The following is a 19,583-nucleotide window of genomic DNA, read 5'->3' as shown; positions in this document are numbered from 1 at the left end:
GCACCCCATGCGCGTTTTTACCCCCCTCTGCAGCGCGGTTCTGCTGGCCATGGCCTGCACTTCCGGCGCTCAAGCCATGTCGTTGACCGAGGCAATCCAGAACACTATCGCAACCCATCCGGAACTGGCCTCGCGCGTGGACTCGCGCCTGTCCGCGGATGAACAGGTGAAAGTGGCCAAGGGGGGCTTTTATCCATCAGTTGATCTGAACGCCGCCTACGGGCGCGGGTACAGCGATAACACCAACACCCGGGCATTCGGCAATCACCACACCGAAATCCTCAACTACACCCAGTCGGAATTGCGCCTGCGGCAGATGCTGTTCGACGGTTTCAACACCGCGAACGAAGTCGAGCGCACCAAAGGCGTGGTCAACTCCCGGGCCTATTACGCTCAAGGCACCGCCCAGGACCTGGCCCTGCGCACCATCGAGGTCTACCTCGAAGTGCTCAAGCGCCGCGAACTGGTGACCCTGGCCACGAACAACCTGCAAGCGCACTTGCGCGTCAACGACCAGATCGGCCTGCGCACCCAGCGTGGCGTCGGCAGCAACGCCGACTCCGATCAATCCGGCGCTCGCCGTGCACTGGCGCAAAACAACCTCGACACCGCCGAAGTCGATCTGGCGGACGCCGAGTCGAACTTCGCCGCCGTTGTCGGACGCCTGCCCGATGAGCTCGAAACACCGCCGTCGACCCGCGGTGAACTGCCTACGTCCCTGCAGGAAGCCCAGCAGAGCATGGTGGAAAACAACCCGTACCTGAAATCCGCCCAGGCCGACGTGCAATCGGCCGAAAGCCAGTACGAAGTTGCCAAGTCGCCGTTCTACCCACGCTTCGACGCCGAAGCCGCGGTGGGCGCGAACAACAACGTGCAAGGCGATGAAGGCCACGACAACGAGTGGCGCGTGGGTGTGGTGATGAACTACAACCTGTTCCGCGGTGGCAGCGACAAGGCACGCCTGGCGTCCGATGCGCACCAGATCAACCAGGCCATGGACATCCGCAACAACGCCCTGCGCCAACTCAACGAGAACATTCACCTGGCCTGGAACGCCATGGTCAATGCGAAGAAGCAAACCCCGACCGCGCGCGAATACGCTGAAACCAGTAAACGGGTGCGCGTGGCGTATCAGGACCAGTTCGGTCTCGGTCAACGCACGTTGCTCGACTTGCTCGACAGCGAAAACGAACTCTACAACGCCAACCGCCGCTACACCGAAGTGCGCTACACCGAGGAATACTCGATGTACCGCGTGCTGGCGAGCATGGGTGAATTGTTGAGCAAGCAACGGGTGGTGTTGCCCGCCGATGCGATCGCCTCCACCGAAGTGAAGAACGAAGCCCGTCTGCCTGAACTGAAGTAGCTCACTGGAGCGATCAATGTGACCAGCATGGAATCCGGCAACACCGGTGTCGATCCGCGGCTGAGCTTCGATGACCCGCTTCTGGACGGTCTGTTGATCCTCTGCAAACTCCACGGCGCGACGGTCAGTCGCGCCAGCCTGAGTGCCGGGCTTCCCCTGCACAAACAACGCTTGAGCCTGGACCTGCTGCCCCGCGCAGCGGCCCGGGCCAGTTTGCAGGCGCGACTGCTGCGCCGGGAACTGGGGGATATTTCCGCCCTCAACCTGCCGGTGATGTTGATCCTCAATAACGGCCGCACGGCCATCCTGCGACGCTTCGGCGAAGACGGTCAGGTGTTGATCCTGCCCAGCGAAGCCGACGGCGGCGAACAATGGGTCAGCCGTGAAGAGCTGGCCGAAAATTACAGTGGCCAGGCTTTGTTTGCCCGGCCACGCCATGAACTCGAAGACTTGCGCTCGCCCCTGGTGCCCCGGGTGGAAGCGTGGTTTCGCGACACGCTGAAACTGTCGAAGTGGCTGTACAGCGATGCGATCCTTGCGAGTTTCCTGATCAATCTGCTCGGGTTGATGGTGCCGCTGTTCGTGATGCAGACCTACGACCGGGTGGTGCCGAACCAGGCGACCTCGACCTTGTGGGTGCTGTCGATCGGCTTGCTGATCGGCACCGGTTTCGAACTGGTGCTGCGCGTCGTGCGCGCACATTTGCTGGACACCGCCGGCAAGAAAACCGACGTGATCCTGTCGGCGACCTTGTTCGAGCGCATCACCGGCATGTCGATGAAAGCCCGCCCGGCGACCATTGGCGGCTTTGCCCAGAGCATTCATGACTTCCAGGGCCTGCGCGAGTTTCTGACTGCGGTCACCCTCACCAGCCTGATCGACCTGCCCTTCGCCGTGTTGATGCTGGTGGTGATCGGTTTGCTCGGCGGCTGGCTGGTGGTGATTCCGCTGCTGGCGTTTCCGATCACGATCATCTTCGCGATGGTGATTCAGGTGCGCCTGCGCGACACCGTGCAAAAAAGCCTGAGCCTGGGTGCCGAACGCCAGGCTTTGCTGATCGAAACCCTCGGCGGCCTGGAAACCCTCAAGGCCTGCAGCGCCGAAAGCGAGCGCCAGCACAAATGGGAAAGCACCCACGGCGCCCTCACCCGCCTCGACAGCCATGCGCGTAACCTCTCGGCGCTGGCCACCAATGGCACGCTGTTCATCCAGCAGTTCTCCGGCATGGCGACCATTGTCGCCGGGGTCTACAGCATCATTGCCGGCAACCTCAGCGTCGGGGCGCTGGTGGCGACCTACATGCTCGGTAGCCGCGTGCTCGCGCCGCTGGGGCAGATTGCCGGTTTGATCACCCGCTACCAGCAAGCGCAGCTGACCATGAAAAGCACCGATGCGCTGATGGGCCTGCCGCAGGAACGCGACGCGAAACAGCGGCCGCTGGAGCGCACACAACTGCAAGGCGCCCTCGAAGTCAGCGGCGTGACCTTCCACTACAACGGCCAGAACGCGCCAGCGCTGTCCAACGTCAGTTTCAGCATGAAGCCGGGCGAACGCATCGGCATCATCGGTCGCAGCGGTTCGGGCAAAAGTACCTTGGCGCGACTGGTGATGGGGTTCTACGCGCCGGAGGAAGGCCAGTTGCTGCTCGACGGCCTGGACCTGCGGCAACTGGACGTCGCCGACCTGCGCCAACAGATCGGCTACGTCGCCCACGACCTGCCACTACTGGCCGGCAGCCTGCGCGACAACCTGACCCTCGGCGCCCGCTACATCAGCGATTCACGGATGCTCGAAGTGGCCGAGTTGACCGGCGTCACTGAACTCGCCCGCCAGCATCCGCAAGGGTTTGATCGCCCGGTCGGCGAACGCGGGCAATTGCTGTCGGGCGGGCAACGTCAGGCCGTGTTGCTGGCGCGGGCCTTGTTACTCGACCCGCCGATCATGCTGCTCGACGAACCGACCAGCGCGATGGACAACAGCAGCGAAGACATTCTGCGGCAAAAACTCCACACCTGGGTCCAGGGCAAAACCCTGCTCCTGGTCACCCACCGCACCTCGATGCTCAGCCTGGTGGATCGACTGGTGGTGCTGGATAGCGGACGGATCGTCGCCGACGGTCCCAAAGAAGCGGTCATCGATGCACTGCGCAAGGGCCGCGTCGGCTCTGCGGCTGTCTAGGAGCGACCCATGGCCCGTTCATCGTCCGACACCTCCAAGGACCGCGGCTACTTCGGCAGCTTCGGCAAAACCGCTGAGAGCGAGTTCATGCCGGAAACGGCCGGCGCCTCGTTGCAGGATTCCCCGCGCTGGTCGCGCATTACCGTGTGGCTGGCCGCCGGACTGATTATCAGCGCCGTGGTCTGGGCCAAGTTTGCGGTGCTCCAGGAAGTCACCATGGGCGAAGGCAAGGCGATTCCGTCGAGCAAGGTCCAGGTGATCCAGAACCTTGAAGGCGGCATCGTCACCGAGATCTTCGTGCGCGAAGGGCAAATGGTGAACAAGGGCGATACCTTGCTGCGCCTGGATGACACGCGCTTTCTGTCGAACAAGGGTGAGAGCGAAGCGGATCGCTATGCACTGACCGCGCAGGTTGAACGCCTGTCGGCGGAAGCGGAAGGTCGCCCCTTCAAGCTGTCAGAAGAAGTGATCGCCAAGGCTCCGCAAGTGGCCGAGGACGAACGTTCGCTGTACGACCAACGCCAGCGCCGGCTCGCCAGTGAGCAGCGCACGCTGAGCGAACAACTTCGGCAAAAAACCCAGGAACTGGCAGAGTTCCGCTCCAAACAGGGGCAATTCAGCTCCAGCCTGGCATTGCTGCAACAAGAGATGAACATGTCCACGCCACTGGTGGGCACCGGCGCCGTTTCACCAGTGGAAATTCTCCGGCTCAAACGCAGCGCAGTGGAGATCCGCGGCTCGCTGAACGCAACGACACTGGCGATTCCCCGGGCGGAATCGGCGATCAACGAGATCAAAAGCAAGATTGACGAGTCAGAACAATCCTTCCGGTCCGACGCAGCGAAAGAGCTGAATGAGAAACGCACCGACCTGTCGAAAATCACGGCATCGAGCATCGCCATCGATGACCGCGTGACCCGCACGACCGTGGTGTCGCCGGTGCACGGGATTATCAAAGTTTTGAAGGTCAACACCATCGGCGGCGTGGTCCAGCCTGGCAGTGACATGGTGGAAATCGTGCCGCTGGAAGACAACCTGCTGATCGAAGCCAAGGTGCGGCCACAGGACGTGGCGTTCCTGCATCCGGGGCAGAAGGCGATGGTGAAGTTCAGTGCCTATGACTACACGATTTATGGCGGGTTGAGCGCCAAGCTCGAACTGATCGGCGCCGACACCATCACCGATGACAAGGGCAACAGTTTCTATCTGATTCAGGTAAGGACAGATAAAAACCACTTGGGCGGGGATGTGAAACCGCTGCTGATCATTCCGGGGATGGTGGCGACGGTGGACATTATTACCGGGGAGAAAAGCGTGCTGGATTACTTGCTCAAACCGGTGCTTAAAGCCCGGACCGAAGCGATGCGAGAAAGGTAGTTTCTGGTCTGAATTTTCTGTGTTTGTCAGTGCCTCTTCGCGAGCAAGCCCGCTCCCACATTTGATCGCATTTCTTCTGAAGGAACCCGATCGAATGTGGGAGCGGGCTTGCTCGCGAAGAGGCACTCAATCACAACAACTATTTCGGCCCATGATTACGCTGAAAGGTCTCCTCCCCCATCGCCGCAATCTGCCCCTCGATCAACGCCTCGAACGGCTTCAACAACAGCTCGAACGTGCTCGGCGCTTCCAGTGTCTGCAGCGCCTGAACAATCGCCTCCACCGTCGACAACGCCCCCGGCCCCGGCGCCTTGCGCAGTCGATATCGCGACACCCCGCCATCCGCCAATGTCACCCTCGGCAACGCCGCCAGCAACGGATTGAGGTGCAGCATCTTGCGCGCCTTGCGCCAGGTGCCGTCCGGAACCACCAGCAATAGCGGTTCGTCTGTCGCCGTATAGGTCGGCATCGGCTGCGCGTCCTCGCCCGGAAACAACAACCGCGCCTGATACCCCGGTTGATTCAACAGCACCGGCAACTCTTCGAACACCTCGCCGACAATCAGCTCGGCATTGTTCAAGCCCAACGCGGCCAAACGTGCGGTGTTCAGCGCATGGTTCACTTCGCTTGGATGCTGCAACAGCAACACTCGGGTGCGGCTGTCGAGGCTCGGGATCAGCGGGCATAAACAATGGGTTTGCGGGCGCAGGCAACGGGGACACTGGATTCTGGACATCGATCAAGCCTGATTCAGTTGTGCTTTGAGCAAATCGCGAAAGGTCTGGATCAGCGGTTCGCGGCTGCGGCCACGGCGCACGATCATTGAAAACGGCGCCTGATAACCAAAGGTCGCCGGCAACAACACGCGCAAATCACCCTTGTCCGCCCAGGCCTGAGCGTAATGCTCCGGCAGGTAGCCGATGTAGGCACCGGACAGCACCAGAATCAGCTGCGCTTCCATACTTTCCACCGTGGCCGCGCTGTGTTTGAAACCGTGTCGCGCCAGTTCCGCCTGACTCCAGTAGCCTCGGCCGACCATGCGTTGCTGGGTGATGACTTGCTCGGGGATACGCCGCTCGGTGAACAGCGGATGACGGCTGCTGCAATACAGCCAATGCTGTTCGCGGTAGAGCGGCATGTAGACCAGGCCGCTCATGCGTGTGGAGAACGCGCCGATGGCCAGGTCGAGGCGATTGTCCTGCACACCGAGTTGCAGTTCGTAGGGACTCATTACCGACAAGTGCAAATGCACCGCCGGGTGTTCCTGGCTGTAGGCGCCGATGGCTTCGGCAAAGGGCAAGGCCTTGTCGCTGACGGTGGAGTCGATCACGCCGAGGTTCAAGGTGCCGCGCAGTTCGCCCTTGAGTGCGGCGGCGTATTGCTCGAAGCCTTCGAGCTCGCCCAACAGACGCAGGGTTTCCTGATGGAACAGTTCACCCTTGCTGGTCAGGCTGAACCCACCGCGACCGCGATGGCACAGCACCAGGCCGAGGGCCGCTTCGAGCTGGCTCATGTAGGTGCTGATGGCCGAGGTCGAGAGGTTGAGCTCTTGCTGGGCGTTGGCGAACCCCTGATGGCGGACCACGCTGACGAAGATGCGCAATAGTTTCAGGTCGGGTAAAGCGTTGGCCATGGGGCACTCCGATCGCAAGATAATGCATGTTGCTTTTGTGGCGAGGGAGCTTGCTCCCGTTCGGCTGCGCAGCAGTCGTAATCCTGCTGAAGCGGTCCGTCTGATTCAACGATGTGAATGGCTTTGGGGCCGCTTCGCATCCCAGCGGGAGCAAGCTCCCTCGCCACAGGGGTTCGTGAACGATCACGAGTCTATCGTCGCCGCAGCCATTAGTTTAGAAAAATCTGAACTAAGTATTTGCCCGTAGCGATTCTTCCCGGCCACTACATTTTGCAGAATCAGCCTCCAACGGTGCCTGTGTCTGTCCTGACCTGTGCAACCGACATAAATAAAACAACGACGATGAGGCCCTACCCGTGGACAAGATTCTTCACCAACCACTGGGCGGCAATGAAATGCCGCGCTTCGGCGGCATCGCCACCATGATGCGACTCCCCCACCTCGATACCGCAGCCGGCCTGGACGCTGCCTTCGTTGGCGTGCCACTGGACATCGGTACCTCGCTGCGCCCCGGCACCCGCTTCGGGCCTCGCGAAATCCGCGCTGAATCGGTCATGATCCGCCCGTACAACATGGCAACCGGCGCTGCGCCGTTCGATTCGCTGTCGGTGGCCGACATCGGCGACATCGCGATCAACACGTTCAACCTGCTGGACGCGGTACGGATCATCGAAGAGTCCTACCACAAGATCCTCGAACACGATGTGATACCCCTGACCCTGGGCGGCGACCACACCATCACCCTGCCTATCCTGCGTGCCATCCATAAAAAGCACGGCAAGATCGGCCTGGTGCACATCGACGCTCACGCTGACGTGAACGATCACATGTTCGGCGAGAAAATCGCCCACGGCACCACCTTCCGTCGCGCTGTCGAAGAAGGTCTCCTCGATTGCGACCGCGTGGTGCAAATCGGCCTGCGCGCTCAGGGCTACACCGCTGACGACTTCAACTGGAGCCGCAATCAGGGCTTCCGTGTGGTTCAGGCCGAAGAGTGCTGGCACAAATCCCTGGCCCCGTTGATGGCCGAAGTTCGCGAGAAAGTCGGCGGCGGTCCGGTGTACCTGAGTTTCGACATCGACGGCATCGACCCGGCCTGGGCACCTGGCACCGGCACCCCGGAAATCGGTGGTCTGACGACCATTCAGGCGATTGAAATCGTTCGCGGCTGCCAAGGCCTCGACCTGGTCGGTTGCGATCTGGTAGAAGTCTCGCCCGCTTATGACACCACCGGCAACACCTCGCTGCTGGCCGCCAACCTGCTGTACGAAATGCTCTGCGTACTGCCTGGCGTCGTCCACCGCTGAGGATTGGGCACGAACGTACGTGATCACCAGCAGCACGGAAAATCCTGAACTGCGTCAGTCAACCTGACAACTGTTCCCTTGTGGAAACGAGCCTGCTCGCGATGACGGCGGCACATCCAACAGTGATGTGACCGAAAAACCGTTTTCGCGGGCAGGCTTGCGCCCACAGAGAACAGAATCACCTTTGTTTCACTATAAAAAAGACAATCGGAGACACGCCATCATGGCTTTGGATTTATTCGTCGTACTCATCTACGCCGCCGCGATGCTGATGCTCGGCTATTACGGCATGCGCAAGGCCAAGACCAACGAAGACTTTTTGGTCGCCGGTCGCAACCTCGGCCCGAGCATGTACATGGGCACCATGGCTGCCACCGTTCTGGGCGGCGCGTCCACCGTCGGCACCGTGCGCCTGGGCTACGTCCATGGCATCTCCGGCTTCTGGCTCTGCGCGGCCCTCGGTTGCGGGATCGTGGCGCTGAACCTGTTCCTCGCCAAACCGCTGCTGAAACTGAAGATCTACACCGTTACCCAGGTCCTGGAAAAACGCTACAACCCGATGGCGCGCTCCGCGAGTGCGGTGATCATGCTGGCATATGCGCTGATGATCGGCGTGGTTTCGATCCTCGCCATCGGCACCGTGCTGCAAGTGCTGTTCGACCTGCCGTTCTGGGTCTCGGTATTGGTCGGCGGTGGTGTGGTGGTGATCTACTCGGCGATCGGCGGCATGTGGTCCCTGACGCTGACCGACATCGTCCAGTTTGTGATCAAGACCGTGGGCTTGATGTTCATCCTGTTGCCAATCTGCCTGTACCGCGTTGGCGGCTGGGATGAATTGGTGTTGAAACTGCCGGCCACTGCCTTCAGCTTCACCACTATTGGCTGGGACACCATCATCACCTACTTCATGATCTATTTCTTCGGGATCCTGATCGGCCAGGACATCTGGCAGCGTGTATTCACCGTCAAGAGCGCCAAGGTGGCTCAGGTCGCCGGTACCTTCGCAGGCTTCTACTGCATTCTTTACGGGCTGGCTTGCGCCCTGATCGGCATGGCCGCTCACGTGCTGATCCCGGACCTGGACAACGTCAACAACGCCTTCGCCGCCATCGTCAAACTGTCCCTGCCGGACGGTATTCGTGGCCTGGTGATCGCTGCTGCCCTGGCCGCCATGATGTCCACCGCCAGCGCCGGCCTGCTCGCCGCTGCCACCACCTTGACCGAAGACCTGCTGCCGAAACTGCGTGGCGGTAAACAGTCGAGCCTGGGCATGAACCGCCTGTTCACCCTGTTGACCGGCATCGTGGTACTCGGCATCGCTCTGGTCGTACATGACGTGATCAGCGCACTGACCCTGGCCTACAACCTGCTGGTGGGCGGCATGCTGATCCCGCTGATCGGTGCGATTTTCTGGAAACGCGCAACCACCGCTGGCGCTATCGCCAGTATGGGCATGGGCTTCGCCACGGCACTGGTGTTCATGTTCAAGGATGGCCTGGAAGCCAACACCCCGATCTACTACAGCCTGGGTGTGGGTCTGGTGAGCTTCGTGCTGGTCAGCCTGATGTCCCGTCGCCCGGCAATGGTGGCCAGCGCCGCCTAAGCTGAATATAACGACTTGATGCTTTCTTCGACGGGTGTGGCGTCGGTTGCCACACCCGTTTTTTTTCGCCTGAAGGAAACTGCTTATGAAGATCGTCAGCCGCGATCAGTGGTTCGAAGTCAAACAGCTTAGCGACGGCATTCGCCTGATTCACGAGCCGTACATTCGGCCTTTCTACCGCTGCAACCTCTGGCACGTTCAGGGCCGCGACAAGGACCTGCTATTGGACAGCGGTTCGGGACTGGTCAGCCTGCGCGAGCAATTGCCGTGGATCACTGAACGGCCGCTGATGGCGGTGGCGAGTCATTGCCATTTCGACCACATTGCCGGGCATCACGAGTTTGCTGAACGGCTGGTGCACCCGGCTGAGGCCGATATCCTCGCCGCACCGGACGGCGACAACGATTTGAGCAAAGCCTTCGTCGGCGACGACATGTTCGAGGCTCACCCCGACTGCCCGTTGTGCTACGCCGAATACCGGGTCAAGGCTGCGCCGGCCACCGGCCTGATTGAAGAAGGTGATGTGCTGGATTTGGGTGACCGCGTGCTGCAAGTGCTGCATACACCGGGTCATTCACCGGGTGGCATCAGCCTGTATGAAGCCGCGACGCAGACGCTGTTCAGCGGCGACATCATCTATGACGGACCGCTGATCGAAGACGCTTACCATTCCAATCTCGACGACTACGCCTGCAGCTTGCAACGCTTGCGTGCCTTGCCGATCCGTATGGTGCATGGCGGGCATTTCGGCAGTTTTTCCGGTGAGCATTTGCGCACGATGATTGACGAGTGGCAGCGCTCACATGGCTGAAGCCTGCTGTACTCAAGCGCAGGGACAACAACAATAACGCCCTCCAAGAGCAACCATGAAAAGAGCTGCCGTTCGCCTCGCCGTGCATCAGTTCATCAGCCGCTTGCTGGAGGGTCGGAATGACTTCAGCGACGACGCCAGCCTGGTGGAGTTGGGATTGGATAAAGCGGACATCGAAGACCTGATCTTCCATCTGGAAGATGAGCTGGGGTTGACGGCGTTTACGGCGGAAGAAGACCGGATGCTCAAGACCGCCAGGACGGCGAATGATTTGAGTCGGTTTTTGCTGGAGATCGGGCGGCATTGAGATGGATTTTCAAACACCCCTACTTGTTGTAGGTGCCTTTGTGGCGAGGGGGCTTGTCGGAACGCCGCATCGCCCCGTTGGGCTGCGAAGCAGCCCCAGTCCATTCACCATCTTGGGGCGTGTTTTATCTGGAACCCCGCATTAGGCGGATTTACGAGTGCTGCGCACTCGAACGGGGGCAAGCCCCCTCGCCACAGACAAGCCTCCTTGCCAGAACAAGACCGTTAAGCCGGTTCGCGACAGGCCCTAACCGGCTTTTACCGGCGGCGCTGCTGGCGTCGGCGCTGTTCGTCGTCCGTACGAATTGGCACAGGTTGCAGAGGCGGTTCGATCAAACCGAGTGCAACACCCAAGTCGTGCAGCCAGTTTTGGATTTTCTCTTTCATGGTGCCCCCTTCAGGGTAGTGCCGAGCGGCCGGAATTCTGAGGCCGCTTCGCACTGATAATAGTCCGAAGTCCTACGCAATGCTCATCTAAAGTCGCAATGATCTGTTACTGAATTGAACAAAATACCTGACCGTTCGTTCAAGCAATCGCCTGGGCCTCAACCGGTGCCCACGGATAGACCGTCTGCTGCTGCTCGATCCAGGCATTCAAATTGGCCCCGACCATGCCCTTGCGCCACATCAGCCACGTCGTCGCCCGGGCGAACGGCTCGGCCAACGGGTGCGCTAAGACACTCTCGCGGCCCGGCAGGCTGGCGAGCATCGACTCCGACATCAACGCCACGCCCGAGCCGGCAATTACACACGCAAGCATCCCAGGATAGGATTCGATCTCCATTGCCCGGCCCATCGCAGCATGGTCGTGGGCGAACCAGGCCTCCAGGCGCATGCGGTAGGAACAGCCCTGACGAAAGGTAAACACCGAACGCCCCTCCACATCCAGCGCGCTGCGCACCGACGGGTGATCGGCCTCCGTGATCAGCACCAGCCGTTCGTCGCACAAGGGCACGCCATCCAGCCCCGCCAGCTCCAGCGGCCCGTCCACCAACGCCGCATCCAGTCGGCCGGTGAGCAGGCCTTCAAGCAATTCACCGCTCGGCCCGGATTGCACTTGCAGGTTTACCGCCGGGTATTTGCGGTGATAACCCGCCAGTAACCCCGGCAGATGAATCGCCGCCGTGCTGTACATGGTGCCGAGCACGAAGTCCCCGGCCGGTTGCCCGCCCTGCACTGCCGCACTGGCTTCGTCATGCAGGGCGAACAGCTTGGCGGTGTAGTCCAGCAGGACTTTTCCTGCAGGCGACAACTGCAAACGCTGACGCTCGCGGACGAAAAGCTCTACGCCGAGTTGCTCCTCGAGTTGTTTAAGACGCGTCGACAGGTTGGACGGCACCCGATGCAATCGCTCGGCGGCACGGGTGATCGACCCCTCCTGCGCCACGGCCTGGAAGATCCGTAACTGGCTGAACTCCACGTTATTCTCCAAATCAGAACAAGTTACTCACTATTATTCATTTTAAAAGAAAGTCAATCAGTCCTAGCCTGACGGTCATTGATCCTTTGCCGGAACTCAGACTATGTCGCCGCTGATTCGCTTAACCGCCAGTTTTATCGCCCTGATGATGGCCATGGGCATCGGGCGCTTCGCCCTCACCCCACAAATGCCGCACCTGCTCAGCGAAGGTCAGATCGACCTGACCGCCGCGGGCCTGATTGCCGCCGCCAATTACCTGGGCTACTTCGTCGGCGCGCTGGATGCGATGTTCTCGCGCAAACCGGCGCAAGTCCGTCAGCGCTTGCTGGGAGGGTTGTGGCTGTGTGTGCTGCTGACCCTGGTGTCATTCTGGGCCAACGGGTTCTGGTCGCATCTGCTGCTGCGTTTTGGCACCGGCGTGGCCAGCGCCTGGGTGTTGGTGATGATCACCGCGCTGAGTCAGCCATTGGCGGTCGCGGCCGGTCGTCCACGGTTGGGCGCCCTGGTCTTTGCCGGGCCGGGCCTGGGGATTTTTCTCACGGGTTTATTGGCCTTGGGTTCGAACCTGCTGGGGCAAACCTCCGCGACGCTGTGGCTGGTGTATGCCGGCGTAGCGCTGGTGATGCTGCTGGGGATTCTGCCGTTCCTGCCACGGCCCTCGGCGACGGTGGCTGCTGCGCCCGTCGCCTCCACATCGAACAATCAGGGCATCGCTCGACTGGGCGTGATCTATGGCTTGTACGGTCTGGGTTACATCATCCCCGCCACGTTCCTCTCACAAATGGCCAATGCGCAGTTTCAAGGGCAATGGCAGGCCGACCTGTTCTGGCCGTGCTTCGGCCTGGCGTCGGCTATCGGGGTGGTGCTGGTGAGCCTGCGCCGACAATCTCCGAATGGCACACGCCATTGGCTGATGATCACGTTGTGGCTGCAAGCCGTCGGGGTCTTCGCGTGCCTGTTGGGCAGCGGAACGGGTCTGGCGTTGGGCGTGCTGCTCTGCGGCACGCCGTTCCTGGCCTGCATGCAACTGGTGATGCAACGCTCCCGCGAACTGGCGCCCCACGCCACCCAGCGCAACGCCGGGATGCTGACCGCGTGCTTCGCCGTGGGTCAACTCGCCGGGCCGTTGCTGGCCGCCCTGAGCAGCCATTTCAGTGGTGGTTTGCAGCCCGCTCTGGTGGTTGCCGGCAGCGGTTTGCTCATTGCCGGCGGGCTGTTGCTGCGCCCGGTCAGTACTGCCCGAGGGCTTTGCGCAAACGACGGCGCACCCACTGCTCAGCGCTGACAAAGGTGATGCCGAGCAAGACCAGCACGGCGCCGATGACGAAGTTGAGGCTCAACTCCTCGCCCAACAGCACCACGCCAAACGTGACGCCGAACAGCGGCGTCATGAACGAGAACACAGCCAGGTTCGCCGCCAGATAACGCCGCAACAACCAGAACCACGTCAGGTAACTGAAGAACGACACCACCAATCCCTGGAACAGTACGCTGGCCACCGCCACGGTGGTCAGGCTGACGTGCGTGACCTGGCCGCTGAGGATCGCGATCAGCATCAGGCCGACAAAACCAACGATCAATTGATAGAACAAGGTCAGCGTCACCGGCGCTTCCGACAGCCGTGAGGCGCGCACCACCACCGTGGTTGCACCCCACGCGGCGCCGGCCAGCACGCCCAGCGCATCGCCCATCAACATGCGGTGATCGAGGTTGTCCCACGACACACCACCGGCAAACGCGATGGCGATCCCAACAAAGGCGAGGAAAATCCCCAGCCACTGCACCGGCCTCAAACGCTCACTCGGCAGCAACCAATGCACACCCAACGCGGTGAAAATCGGCGCGGTATAGAGGAACACCGACATGTGCGCGGCCGTCGTCAGTTGCAGGCCTTCAGAGATGAAGAAGAATTCCAGGCCAAACAGCGCACCGGCCAGTAAACCGCCGCGCCAGGTTGCGCCGACCTGATCCCAGCCACCCTTCCAGCAGATCAGTAAACCGACGAGCACTGCGGACATGCCCGACCGCCCCGCCGCCTGCATGACCGGCGCGATGTCCGGCGCCGCCCACTTGATCATCACCTGCTGCACGCCCCAGATCAGGCACAACCCGATCATCACCTGCAGGGCAAACCCGTCGGCGCTGCGCCGGCTGGCGCTCACCGTGATACCTCGATAACACAATCCATGGCAGAAACCCGGTAGTCAAAAAACAAAGCCCGGCACGGGGCCGGGGCTTTTCATTACTGTTGGTGCAGGCTCAGCTTAGTTCAATGCGATCCGCATGAATCACGATCTGGCCATTCTTGTACAGCGCACCAATAGCCTTCTTGAAGTTGCCCTTGCTGACGCCAAACATGCTGGTGATCACCGTCGGGTCGCTCTTGTCGCTGACCGGCAGGCTGCCGTTGTTTTCACGCAACTTGGCGAGGATCTTCGAATTGAGACTGGTCGCGGCTTCTTCACCCACCGGTTGCAGGCTCAGGCTGATCTTGCCGTCGGCACGGACTTCCTTGATAAAGCCCTTCTCTTCTTTGCCGGCCCGCATGAACTTGAAGATTTCGTTCTTGTGGATCAGGCCCCAGTGCTTGTTGTTGATGATTGCCTTGAAGCCCATGTCGGTCGCTTCGGCCACCAGCAAATCAACCTCCTGGCCCGGTGTGTAGCTGGCCGGGGACTTGTCCAGGTAGCGATCCAGACGCGCGGTCGCGGTGATGCGACGGGTGTGCTTGTCGAGGTAGACATGCACCACCACATATTCACCGGCGGTCATCTGGCGTTTTTCTTCGGAGTACGGCAGCAGCAGGTCCTTCGGCAGACCCCAATCCAGGAACACGCCGATGCTGTTGACTTCAACGACTTTCAAACTGGCGAATTCACCGACCTGAACTTTCGGCTTTTCGGTAGTTGCGATGAGTTTGTCGTCGCTGTCCAGATAAACAAAAACGTTGAGCCAGTCTTCATCTTCGCTGGGAATATCTTTGGGGATATAACGATTAGGCAAGAGGATTTCGCCGTCCGCCCCACCGTCCAGATATAAACCGAAGTTAGTGTGTTTAACCACTTGCAAACTGTTGTAACGCCCGACTAAAGCCATTTCAAATACCCTCATTACGTGGGCGGCATTCTACCCGGTTTTGCGGGCGGCGTTCGGCGGCCGGCCCGGTGGCGGGCGAAAATACTGCGCAATTCCTGATTTTCCTGAGGGGTTGACCCGCACGGCTTCACCACTCGTCAGCCCGAAGAGGCGGTTTTTCCGCCTGCCAGCCCACCCGGACACGGACCATTTTTATCAATGTTCTTAGTTAAAACAGCGTGTTAGCGACCTATTTCTGATAATGCACCGAGATAAATACCGGCCCTGCGCTGTGTATTTTGAGGGGATATTAGCCAAGCAATTGTCAAGTATTTCCTGTACGATGCCTGGCCAAGTTAATTTTCTACAGGTTAATGGCCGCCATGCGTGTAAAAGCATCCAACAGCAAAGCAAAGCCAGCTCCAGCCGTTGAAACCAGCGAATCGATCAACAACCAGATCGCTGCGTTCCTCAAGTCCGGTGGTGAAATCCAGCAAATTGCCAAAGGCGTCAGCGGCCAGACGTTCGGCCCGTCCAAGCAGATCACGCTCGGCAAAAAGTAACACCCTGCTTTAACTGGTCCCAAAGCGCTTTGAGCTTCGAAGCGCTTGGACTGGAACCCTTCCGCAACACCCCGCCAAACCCATCAAAATTTCAAAAATCGACGAACGGCCCTCAATGCCGCGCATTCGCCGGTATCCTTGCACACGTCTAGAACAAGCGTTTCAGTAGGTTTTCGATCCCTGCTCCTCGCTGTCAATGGAGTGACGCATGCTCAAACCCTTTCTCCTGTTGCTCTTTACAGTGCTCGCCAGTCCGCTCGTCAACGCGCAAATCTTCCAGCGTGAATTGGGCGACTTCGACCTCAAGCTCGGTACCACGCCCAGCCGCAGCATGGCCCAGGGACTGGTCAAGCCGTCCAGTACCGGTTCATTCCATGGTGGCCTCGACCTGACCCACGACAGCGGCTTCTACGTCGGCCAATGGGCACCCAGCATGGGGTTGAGTCCAGGCAAGAACCTTGAAGTCGATTCCTACGCGGGATTTAAACAACCCTTCGATCAAACCCTCGGCTACGAAGTCGGCATGATCCACTACAGCTATCCAAAAGTGGACACCCTCGACAGCCAGGAACTCTTCGGCGGCCTGACCCTGCTTGGCAGCCGTTTTGGTGCTGCGTTCAGCAACGACCCGGACAAACTGAACAAAACAGTGTTCGCCGACCTGGGTGGCAATCAGCCGTTCGGCATCGGGATCAGCATGAAGTACACCACCCACCAGCTCTACACCCCGGTATCGGTCGACGGTGGATATGTCGGCAGCTTTACCGATTGGTCGGTGCAACTTTCCCGGCCGTTCATGGGCATCGACCTGGACCTGATCTACAGTGATTCCAACTTGAGCGGCAGCAACTGCTCAGCCTATTCCGGACACAACGGCCAATGCGACGGGCTGGTCACCCTCAAGGCTGAACACGCGTTTTATTGAACGGCTGAACTGCCGGGCTCATCCTGCGTTCACATGAGTACCTACGCTTTCGCAAGGATTCGCCCATGTCGCGCTGGCTGATTCGCTTTGCCGCTTTGATCATTTTGAGCCTCGTCCTCGGCGCATGCAGCCGCGTGGGCCTGGCCTACCGCAACCTCGACGTGATCATTCCATGGACGCTCAGCGACTACCTGGACATGAACGGCGAGCAAAAAGGCTGGTTCAACGAGCGCCTCAAAGAGCACCTGAGCTGGCACTGCACCACGCAACTGCCGGGTTATCTGGATTGGCTGGATCGCTTGCAAACCATGGTCGAAACCAATCAGGTCACCGACGCCGCACTGCAAACCCGCACTCAGGAAGCCAAAGCCGCGATCGCCCAGACCGCCCGGGAAATCACCCCGTCGGCCATCGAATTGCTAAAAGGACTGGATGACAAACAAGTCGCGGAAATGAACGACGCCTTCGCCAAGGACCTGCGCAAACGGCAGGAGGAATACCTCAAACCGTCCCTCGATCAGCAGATCAAGCAACGCGCTGAACGCATGGAGAAACGTCTGGATGACTGGCTCGGCCCGCTGAGCACTACCCAGCAACAACGGGTGCTTAGTTGGTCGAAAGCCTTGGGAGACCAGAACACCCAATGGATCGCCAACCGCGCGCATTGGCAGACGCAGTTCAGCGCAGCGGTTGCCCAGCGCCAAAGTCCAGAATTCCCACAGAGAATCGAGACGCTTCTGGTCAATCGCGAGAGTTTGTGGACGCCGGCGTATCGTCAGGCCTACGCCAATACCGAGGCTCAGGCGCGTGGGTTGATCGTGGATCTGATGGCCGAGAGCACGCCGGCACAGCGTCAGCGGTTATTGAAGAAAATCGAGGGCGTGAGAAAAGACTTCAACGACCTCAAATGCCTAAAGGCCGCCAAACAATCCTGAACCCAACACAAATCCCCTGTGGGAGTGAGCCTGCTCGCGATTGCGGTACACCAGTCACATTATTGGTAACTGATACACCGCAATCGCGAGCAGGCTCACTCCCACATTGGTTTGTGGTGTACTTCAGGCAATCTGCGCTTTAGACGCCACTTCATCAAACGTCATTTCATCCAGCGCATCTTCCTGCTCATCCAGCACCTGCCGCGGATGGTCATTACCCGGAATGCTGCTGTCGATCAGGCTCAACAAACTGGAGCCGCGCGGCGTCAGAATGTAGTTCGAGCCGCTACCTCCCTGATCCTCAGGCCGCGGTTCGATGTAGCCACGCTCCAGCAGCAGTTTTTCGTACTCACCCGCCACCGCTTTCAGGTGATCGAGGTTTTCCGTCTGCTCGCCTTCCGCCGTTTTCTCCGCCACGTACTGCTCGGCATAGGGCCGTGGCGTGAAACTGGTCTCACCCTTTTGCACTTCGTGCAGCAAGCGTTCAATCAAATCCCAGTTATAAGTCGTCATCCTGATTCAACCTCCAGACCGCGTGATTGTGATGGCCTTCTTAAGTTGTGACCGGCACCGCACGCAGCCGTTCAGCCGAGGCGTTGAAGAGCACCGACCGGCGGTATGTCGAATCCGGCACAGGTCAAACGACTAGGCTGTGTAAGTCACCTCCCCGCCCCCCGCAGGAGAAAAGCCAATGAACATTCAGAATCATCCCGTCGTGTCCCGCGAAGAATGGCTCGCCGCGCGCAAACAACACCTGGCCCACGAAAAAGCCTTCACCAAGGAGCGGGACAAACTCAGCGCCGAACGCCGCGCCCTGCCCTGGGTGAAAATCGACAAGGACTACCACTTCCAAGGCCCCCACGGCGAACTGAAACTGGCCGACCTGTTTGGCGGCCGCAGCCAACTGGTGATCTACCACTTCATGTTCGCCGCCGGATGGGACGAAGGCTGCCCTGGCTGCTCGTTCCTGTCTGACCACATCGACGGCGCCAACCAGCATCTGGCGCACCATGACATCGCCGTCGTGGCGGTTTCCCACGCACCGTTCGCCGAATTCCAGGCCTTCAAACGGCGCATGGGCTGGAAATTCGATTGGGTGTCGTCAGAAGGCTGCGATTTCAACTATGACTTTGGCGTCACCGCACGGGCCGAAGAGGTCGCCGCTGGCAAAGCCACCTACAACTACGAAAAAACCGACGGCGCCGAAGAAGAACTTCCCGGCTTGAGCGTGTTTTATCGCAATGAAGCGGGTGATATTTTCCATACCTATTCCACTTATGCGCGAGGGCTGGACATGCTGGTTGGGGCCTACAATTACCTCGACCTAACGCCCAAGGGCCGCAACGAAGAAGAGATCATGGAATGGGTGCGGCATCACGACCGCTATGAAGAAAAGGCCGCAGCCAGCTGCTGCCATGGGGGCTAACCTCTTAGGCCGAGGCGCGGCCATCGCAGGCAAGCCAGCTCCCACATTGGATTTGCGTACGCCACCAATCCCCTGTGGGAGCGAGCCTGCTCGCGAAGAGGCCCGCCCAGTCAACGTCCACTGAACGAACCAGACGCCAAGGCCCCAGACATGAACGTCACCCTGCAAACCCTACCCCCAGCCCGCGTCGCCTACCTGCGCTACACCGGCCCCTACGGCCCGGACATCGGCACTTTCTGGCGCGAAACCGTCGCTCCGTGGGTGATCGAAAACAACCTGCTCAACCGCGTACGCTACGGCATTGGCCACGACGACCCAAGCACCACACCAGCGCACTACTGCCGCTACGACGCCTGCGTCGAAGTGCCCGCCGACTTTGAACCGAAATACCCGTTTGCCGTCACCCATCTGCCCGGTGGCCGCTACGCCGTCGCCCACTTCAAAGGCCCGGCCAGTGAAATTCCGGCGGCTTGGGGAGAGTTGTGCGGTCAGTGGATGCCGCAAAGCGGATTGGCCTACGACCAGCGTCCGGGGTTTGAACGTTACCCAGTGGAGGCGTCCTACGATGAGAACAGCGGTGTGCTGGAAATGGACATGTGCATCGCCATAAAAGACCAATGACACCCAAGACTATTCGGTCAACCAGCTGAACTTTTCC

Annotated in this window: 20 protein-coding genes; 13 read left to right on the top strand and 7 right to left on the bottom strand. The window is 59.9% G+C overall.

Annotated elements, in window-relative coordinates; all coding sequences use genetic code 11:
- The first annotated feature begins 7 nt into the window (after positions 1–7).
- From BK660_RS15295 to BK660_RS15285, 3 genes are read left to right on the top strand one after another with little or no spacing between them, the layout of a single operon-like run.
- Positions 8–1,366 (top strand): TolC family outer membrane protein, encoded by a 1,359-nt coding sequence (locus BK660_RS15295; protein WP_123434613.1) that lies wholly within the window; start codon positions 8–10, stop codon positions 1,364–1,366.
- A gap of 18 nt (positions 1,367–1,384) precedes the next feature.
- Positions 1,385–3,544 carry a type I secretion system permease/ATPase gene (locus tag BK660_RS15290; RefSeq protein ID WP_123433976.1) on the top strand — a complete coding sequence of 720 codons (2,160 nt, stop codon included), beginning with the start codon at positions 1,385–1,387 and terminating at the stop codon, positions 3,542–3,544.
- Positions 3,545–3,553: 9 nt separating this feature from the next.
- Positions 3,554–4,921 carry an HlyD family type I secretion periplasmic adaptor subunit gene (locus tag BK660_RS15285; protein ID WP_123433975.1) on the top strand — a complete coding sequence of 456 codons (1,368 nt, stop codon included), beginning with the start codon at positions 3,554–3,556 and terminating at the stop codon, positions 4,919–4,921.
- Between the two features lie 139 nt (positions 4,922–5,060).
- Here BK660_RS15285 and BK660_RS15280 read toward each other — a convergent pair whose 3' ends face one another.
- Both BK660_RS15280 and BK660_RS15275 read right to left on the bottom strand, forming a co-directional pair.
- The gene (locus BK660_RS15280) at positions 5,061–5,657 is read right to left on the bottom strand and encodes a tRNA-uridine aminocarboxypropyltransferase (protein ID WP_123433974.1); all 597 of its coding nucleotides are present in this window, start codon (positions 5,655–5,657) and stop codon (positions 5,061–5,063) included.
- A gap of 3 nt (positions 5,658–5,660) precedes the next feature.
- The gene (locus BK660_RS15275) at positions 5,661–6,554 is read right to left on the bottom strand and encodes a LysR family transcriptional regulator (RefSeq protein ID WP_007945995.1); all 894 of its coding nucleotides are present in this window, start codon (positions 6,552–6,554) and stop codon (positions 5,661–5,663) included.
- A 356-nt stretch (positions 6,555–6,910) separates the two neighbouring features.
- Between BK660_RS15275 and speB the strand changes: the two genes are divergently transcribed.
- From speB to BK660_RS15255, 4 genes are all read left to right on the top strand, one after another.
- Positions 6,911–7,861, top strand: coding sequence for an agmatinase (speB, locus tag BK660_RS15270; protein WP_027925808.1), 951 nt, complete (start codon positions 6,911–6,913; stop codon positions 7,859–7,861).
- Positions 7,862–8,084: 223 nt separating this feature from the next.
- Positions 8,085–9,464: a sodium:solute symporter family protein gene (locus BK660_RS15265; RefSeq protein WP_123433973.1), complete on the top strand. Its 1,380-nt coding sequence runs from the start codon at positions 8,085–8,087 to the stop codon at positions 9,462–9,464.
- Positions 9,465–9,549: 85 nt separating this feature from the next.
- Positions 9,550–10,275 carry an MBL fold metallo-hydrolase gene (locus BK660_RS15260; protein WP_123433972.1) on the top strand — a complete coding sequence of 242 codons (726 nt, stop codon included), beginning with the start codon at positions 9,550–9,552 and terminating at the stop codon, positions 10,273–10,275.
- 55 nt (positions 10,276–10,330) lie between these two features.
- On the top strand, positions 10,331–10,582 hold the full coding sequence (locus BK660_RS15255; protein ID WP_123433971.1) for an acyl carrier protein: 252 nt from the start codon (positions 10,331–10,333) through the stop codon (positions 10,580–10,582).
- A 257-nt stretch (positions 10,583–10,839) separates the two neighbouring features.
- On the opposite strand, the gene BK660_RS33025 is transcribed toward BK660_RS15255, so the two are convergent.
- Positions 10,840–10,968 (bottom strand): PA1414 family protein, encoded by a 129-nt coding sequence (locus BK660_RS33025; RefSeq protein ID WP_007914492.1) that lies wholly within the window; start codon positions 10,966–10,968, stop codon positions 10,840–10,842.
- Positions 10,969–11,107: 139 nt separating this feature from the next.
- Positions 11,108–12,001, bottom strand: a complete 894-nt coding sequence (gene ptrR / locus BK660_RS15250; RefSeq protein ID WP_123433970.1) for a putrescine utilization regulator PtrR — start codon at positions 11,999–12,001, stop codon at positions 11,108–11,110.
- Between the two features lie 103 nt (positions 12,002–12,104).
- Here ptrR and BK660_RS15245 point away from each other — a divergent pair, with 103 nt between their 5' ends.
- Complete coding sequence (locus tag BK660_RS15245) at positions 12,105–13,286, top strand: MFS transporter (protein ID WP_123433969.1); 1,182 nt, start codon at positions 12,105–12,107, stop codon at positions 13,284–13,286.
- Here BK660_RS15245 and BK660_RS15240 read toward each other — a convergent pair.
- Both BK660_RS15240 and BK660_RS15235 read right to left on the bottom strand, forming a co-directional pair.
- The gene (locus BK660_RS15240) at positions 13,231–14,163 is read right to left on the bottom strand and encodes a DMT family transporter (RefSeq protein WP_123433968.1); all 933 of its coding nucleotides are present in this window, start codon (positions 14,161–14,163) and stop codon (positions 13,231–13,233) included. The two genes, BK660_RS15245 and BK660_RS15240, sit on opposite strands and share 56 nt — an antisense overlap.
- A 97-nt stretch (positions 14,164–14,260) precedes the next feature.
- Entirely contained in the window at positions 14,261–15,097 is an 837-nt protein-coding gene (locus BK660_RS15235) for a CvfB family protein (RefSeq protein ID WP_123433967.1), read from the bottom strand.
- 353 nt (positions 15,098–15,450) lie between these two features.
- On the opposite strand from BK660_RS15235, the gene BK660_RS15230 reads away from it, so the two are divergent.
- The 3 genes from BK660_RS15230 (at position 15,451) to BK660_RS15220 (ending at position 17,499) form a co-directional block, all read left to right on the top strand.
- Positions 15,451–15,639: a hypothetical protein gene (locus tag BK660_RS15230; protein WP_017337097.1), complete on the top strand. Its 189-nt coding sequence runs from the start codon at positions 15,451–15,453 to the stop codon at positions 15,637–15,639.
- 208 nt (positions 15,640–15,847) lie between these two features.
- Entirely contained in the window at positions 15,848–16,564 is a 717-nt protein-coding gene (locus BK660_RS15225) for a TorF family putative porin (protein WP_123433966.1), read from the top strand.
- A gap of 65 nt (positions 16,565–16,629) precedes the next feature.
- A complete protein-coding gene (locus BK660_RS15220) occupies positions 16,630–17,499 on the top strand; it encodes a DUF6279 family lipoprotein (RefSeq protein WP_123433965.1) in 870 nt (289 codons plus the stop codon).
- Positions 17,500–17,622: 123 nt separating this feature from the next.
- Here BK660_RS15220 and BK660_RS15215 read toward each other — a convergent pair whose 3' ends face one another.
- Positions 17,623–18,012 carry a transcriptional regulator gene (locus BK660_RS15215; protein WP_123433964.1) on the bottom strand — a complete coding sequence of 130 codons (390 nt, stop codon included), beginning with the start codon at positions 18,010–18,012 and terminating at the stop codon, positions 17,623–17,625.
- Positions 18,013–18,190: 178 nt separating this feature from the next.
- Between BK660_RS15215 and BK660_RS15210 the strand changes: the two genes are divergently transcribed.
- A complete protein-coding gene (locus BK660_RS15210) occupies positions 18,191–18,925 on the top strand; it encodes a DUF899 domain-containing protein (RefSeq protein ID WP_123433963.1) in 735 nt (244 codons plus the stop codon).
- A 150-nt stretch (positions 18,926–19,075) separates the two neighbouring features.
- On the top strand, positions 19,076–19,546 hold the full coding sequence (locus BK660_RS15200) for an AraC family transcriptional regulator (RefSeq protein ID WP_123433961.1): 471 nt from the start codon (positions 19,076–19,078) through the stop codon (positions 19,544–19,546).
- Positions 19,547–19,583 lie beyond the last annotated feature (37 nt).

The organism is Pseudomonas brassicacearum (genome assembly GCF_003732265.1).
Taxonomy (GTDB): domain Bacteria; phylum Pseudomonadota; class Gammaproteobacteria; order Pseudomonadales; family Pseudomonadaceae; genus Aquipseudomonas; species Aquipseudomonas brassicacearum_D.
Note: the sequence above shows the minus strand (reverse complement) of the source record. Positions and strands in the feature narration are given on the sequence as shown.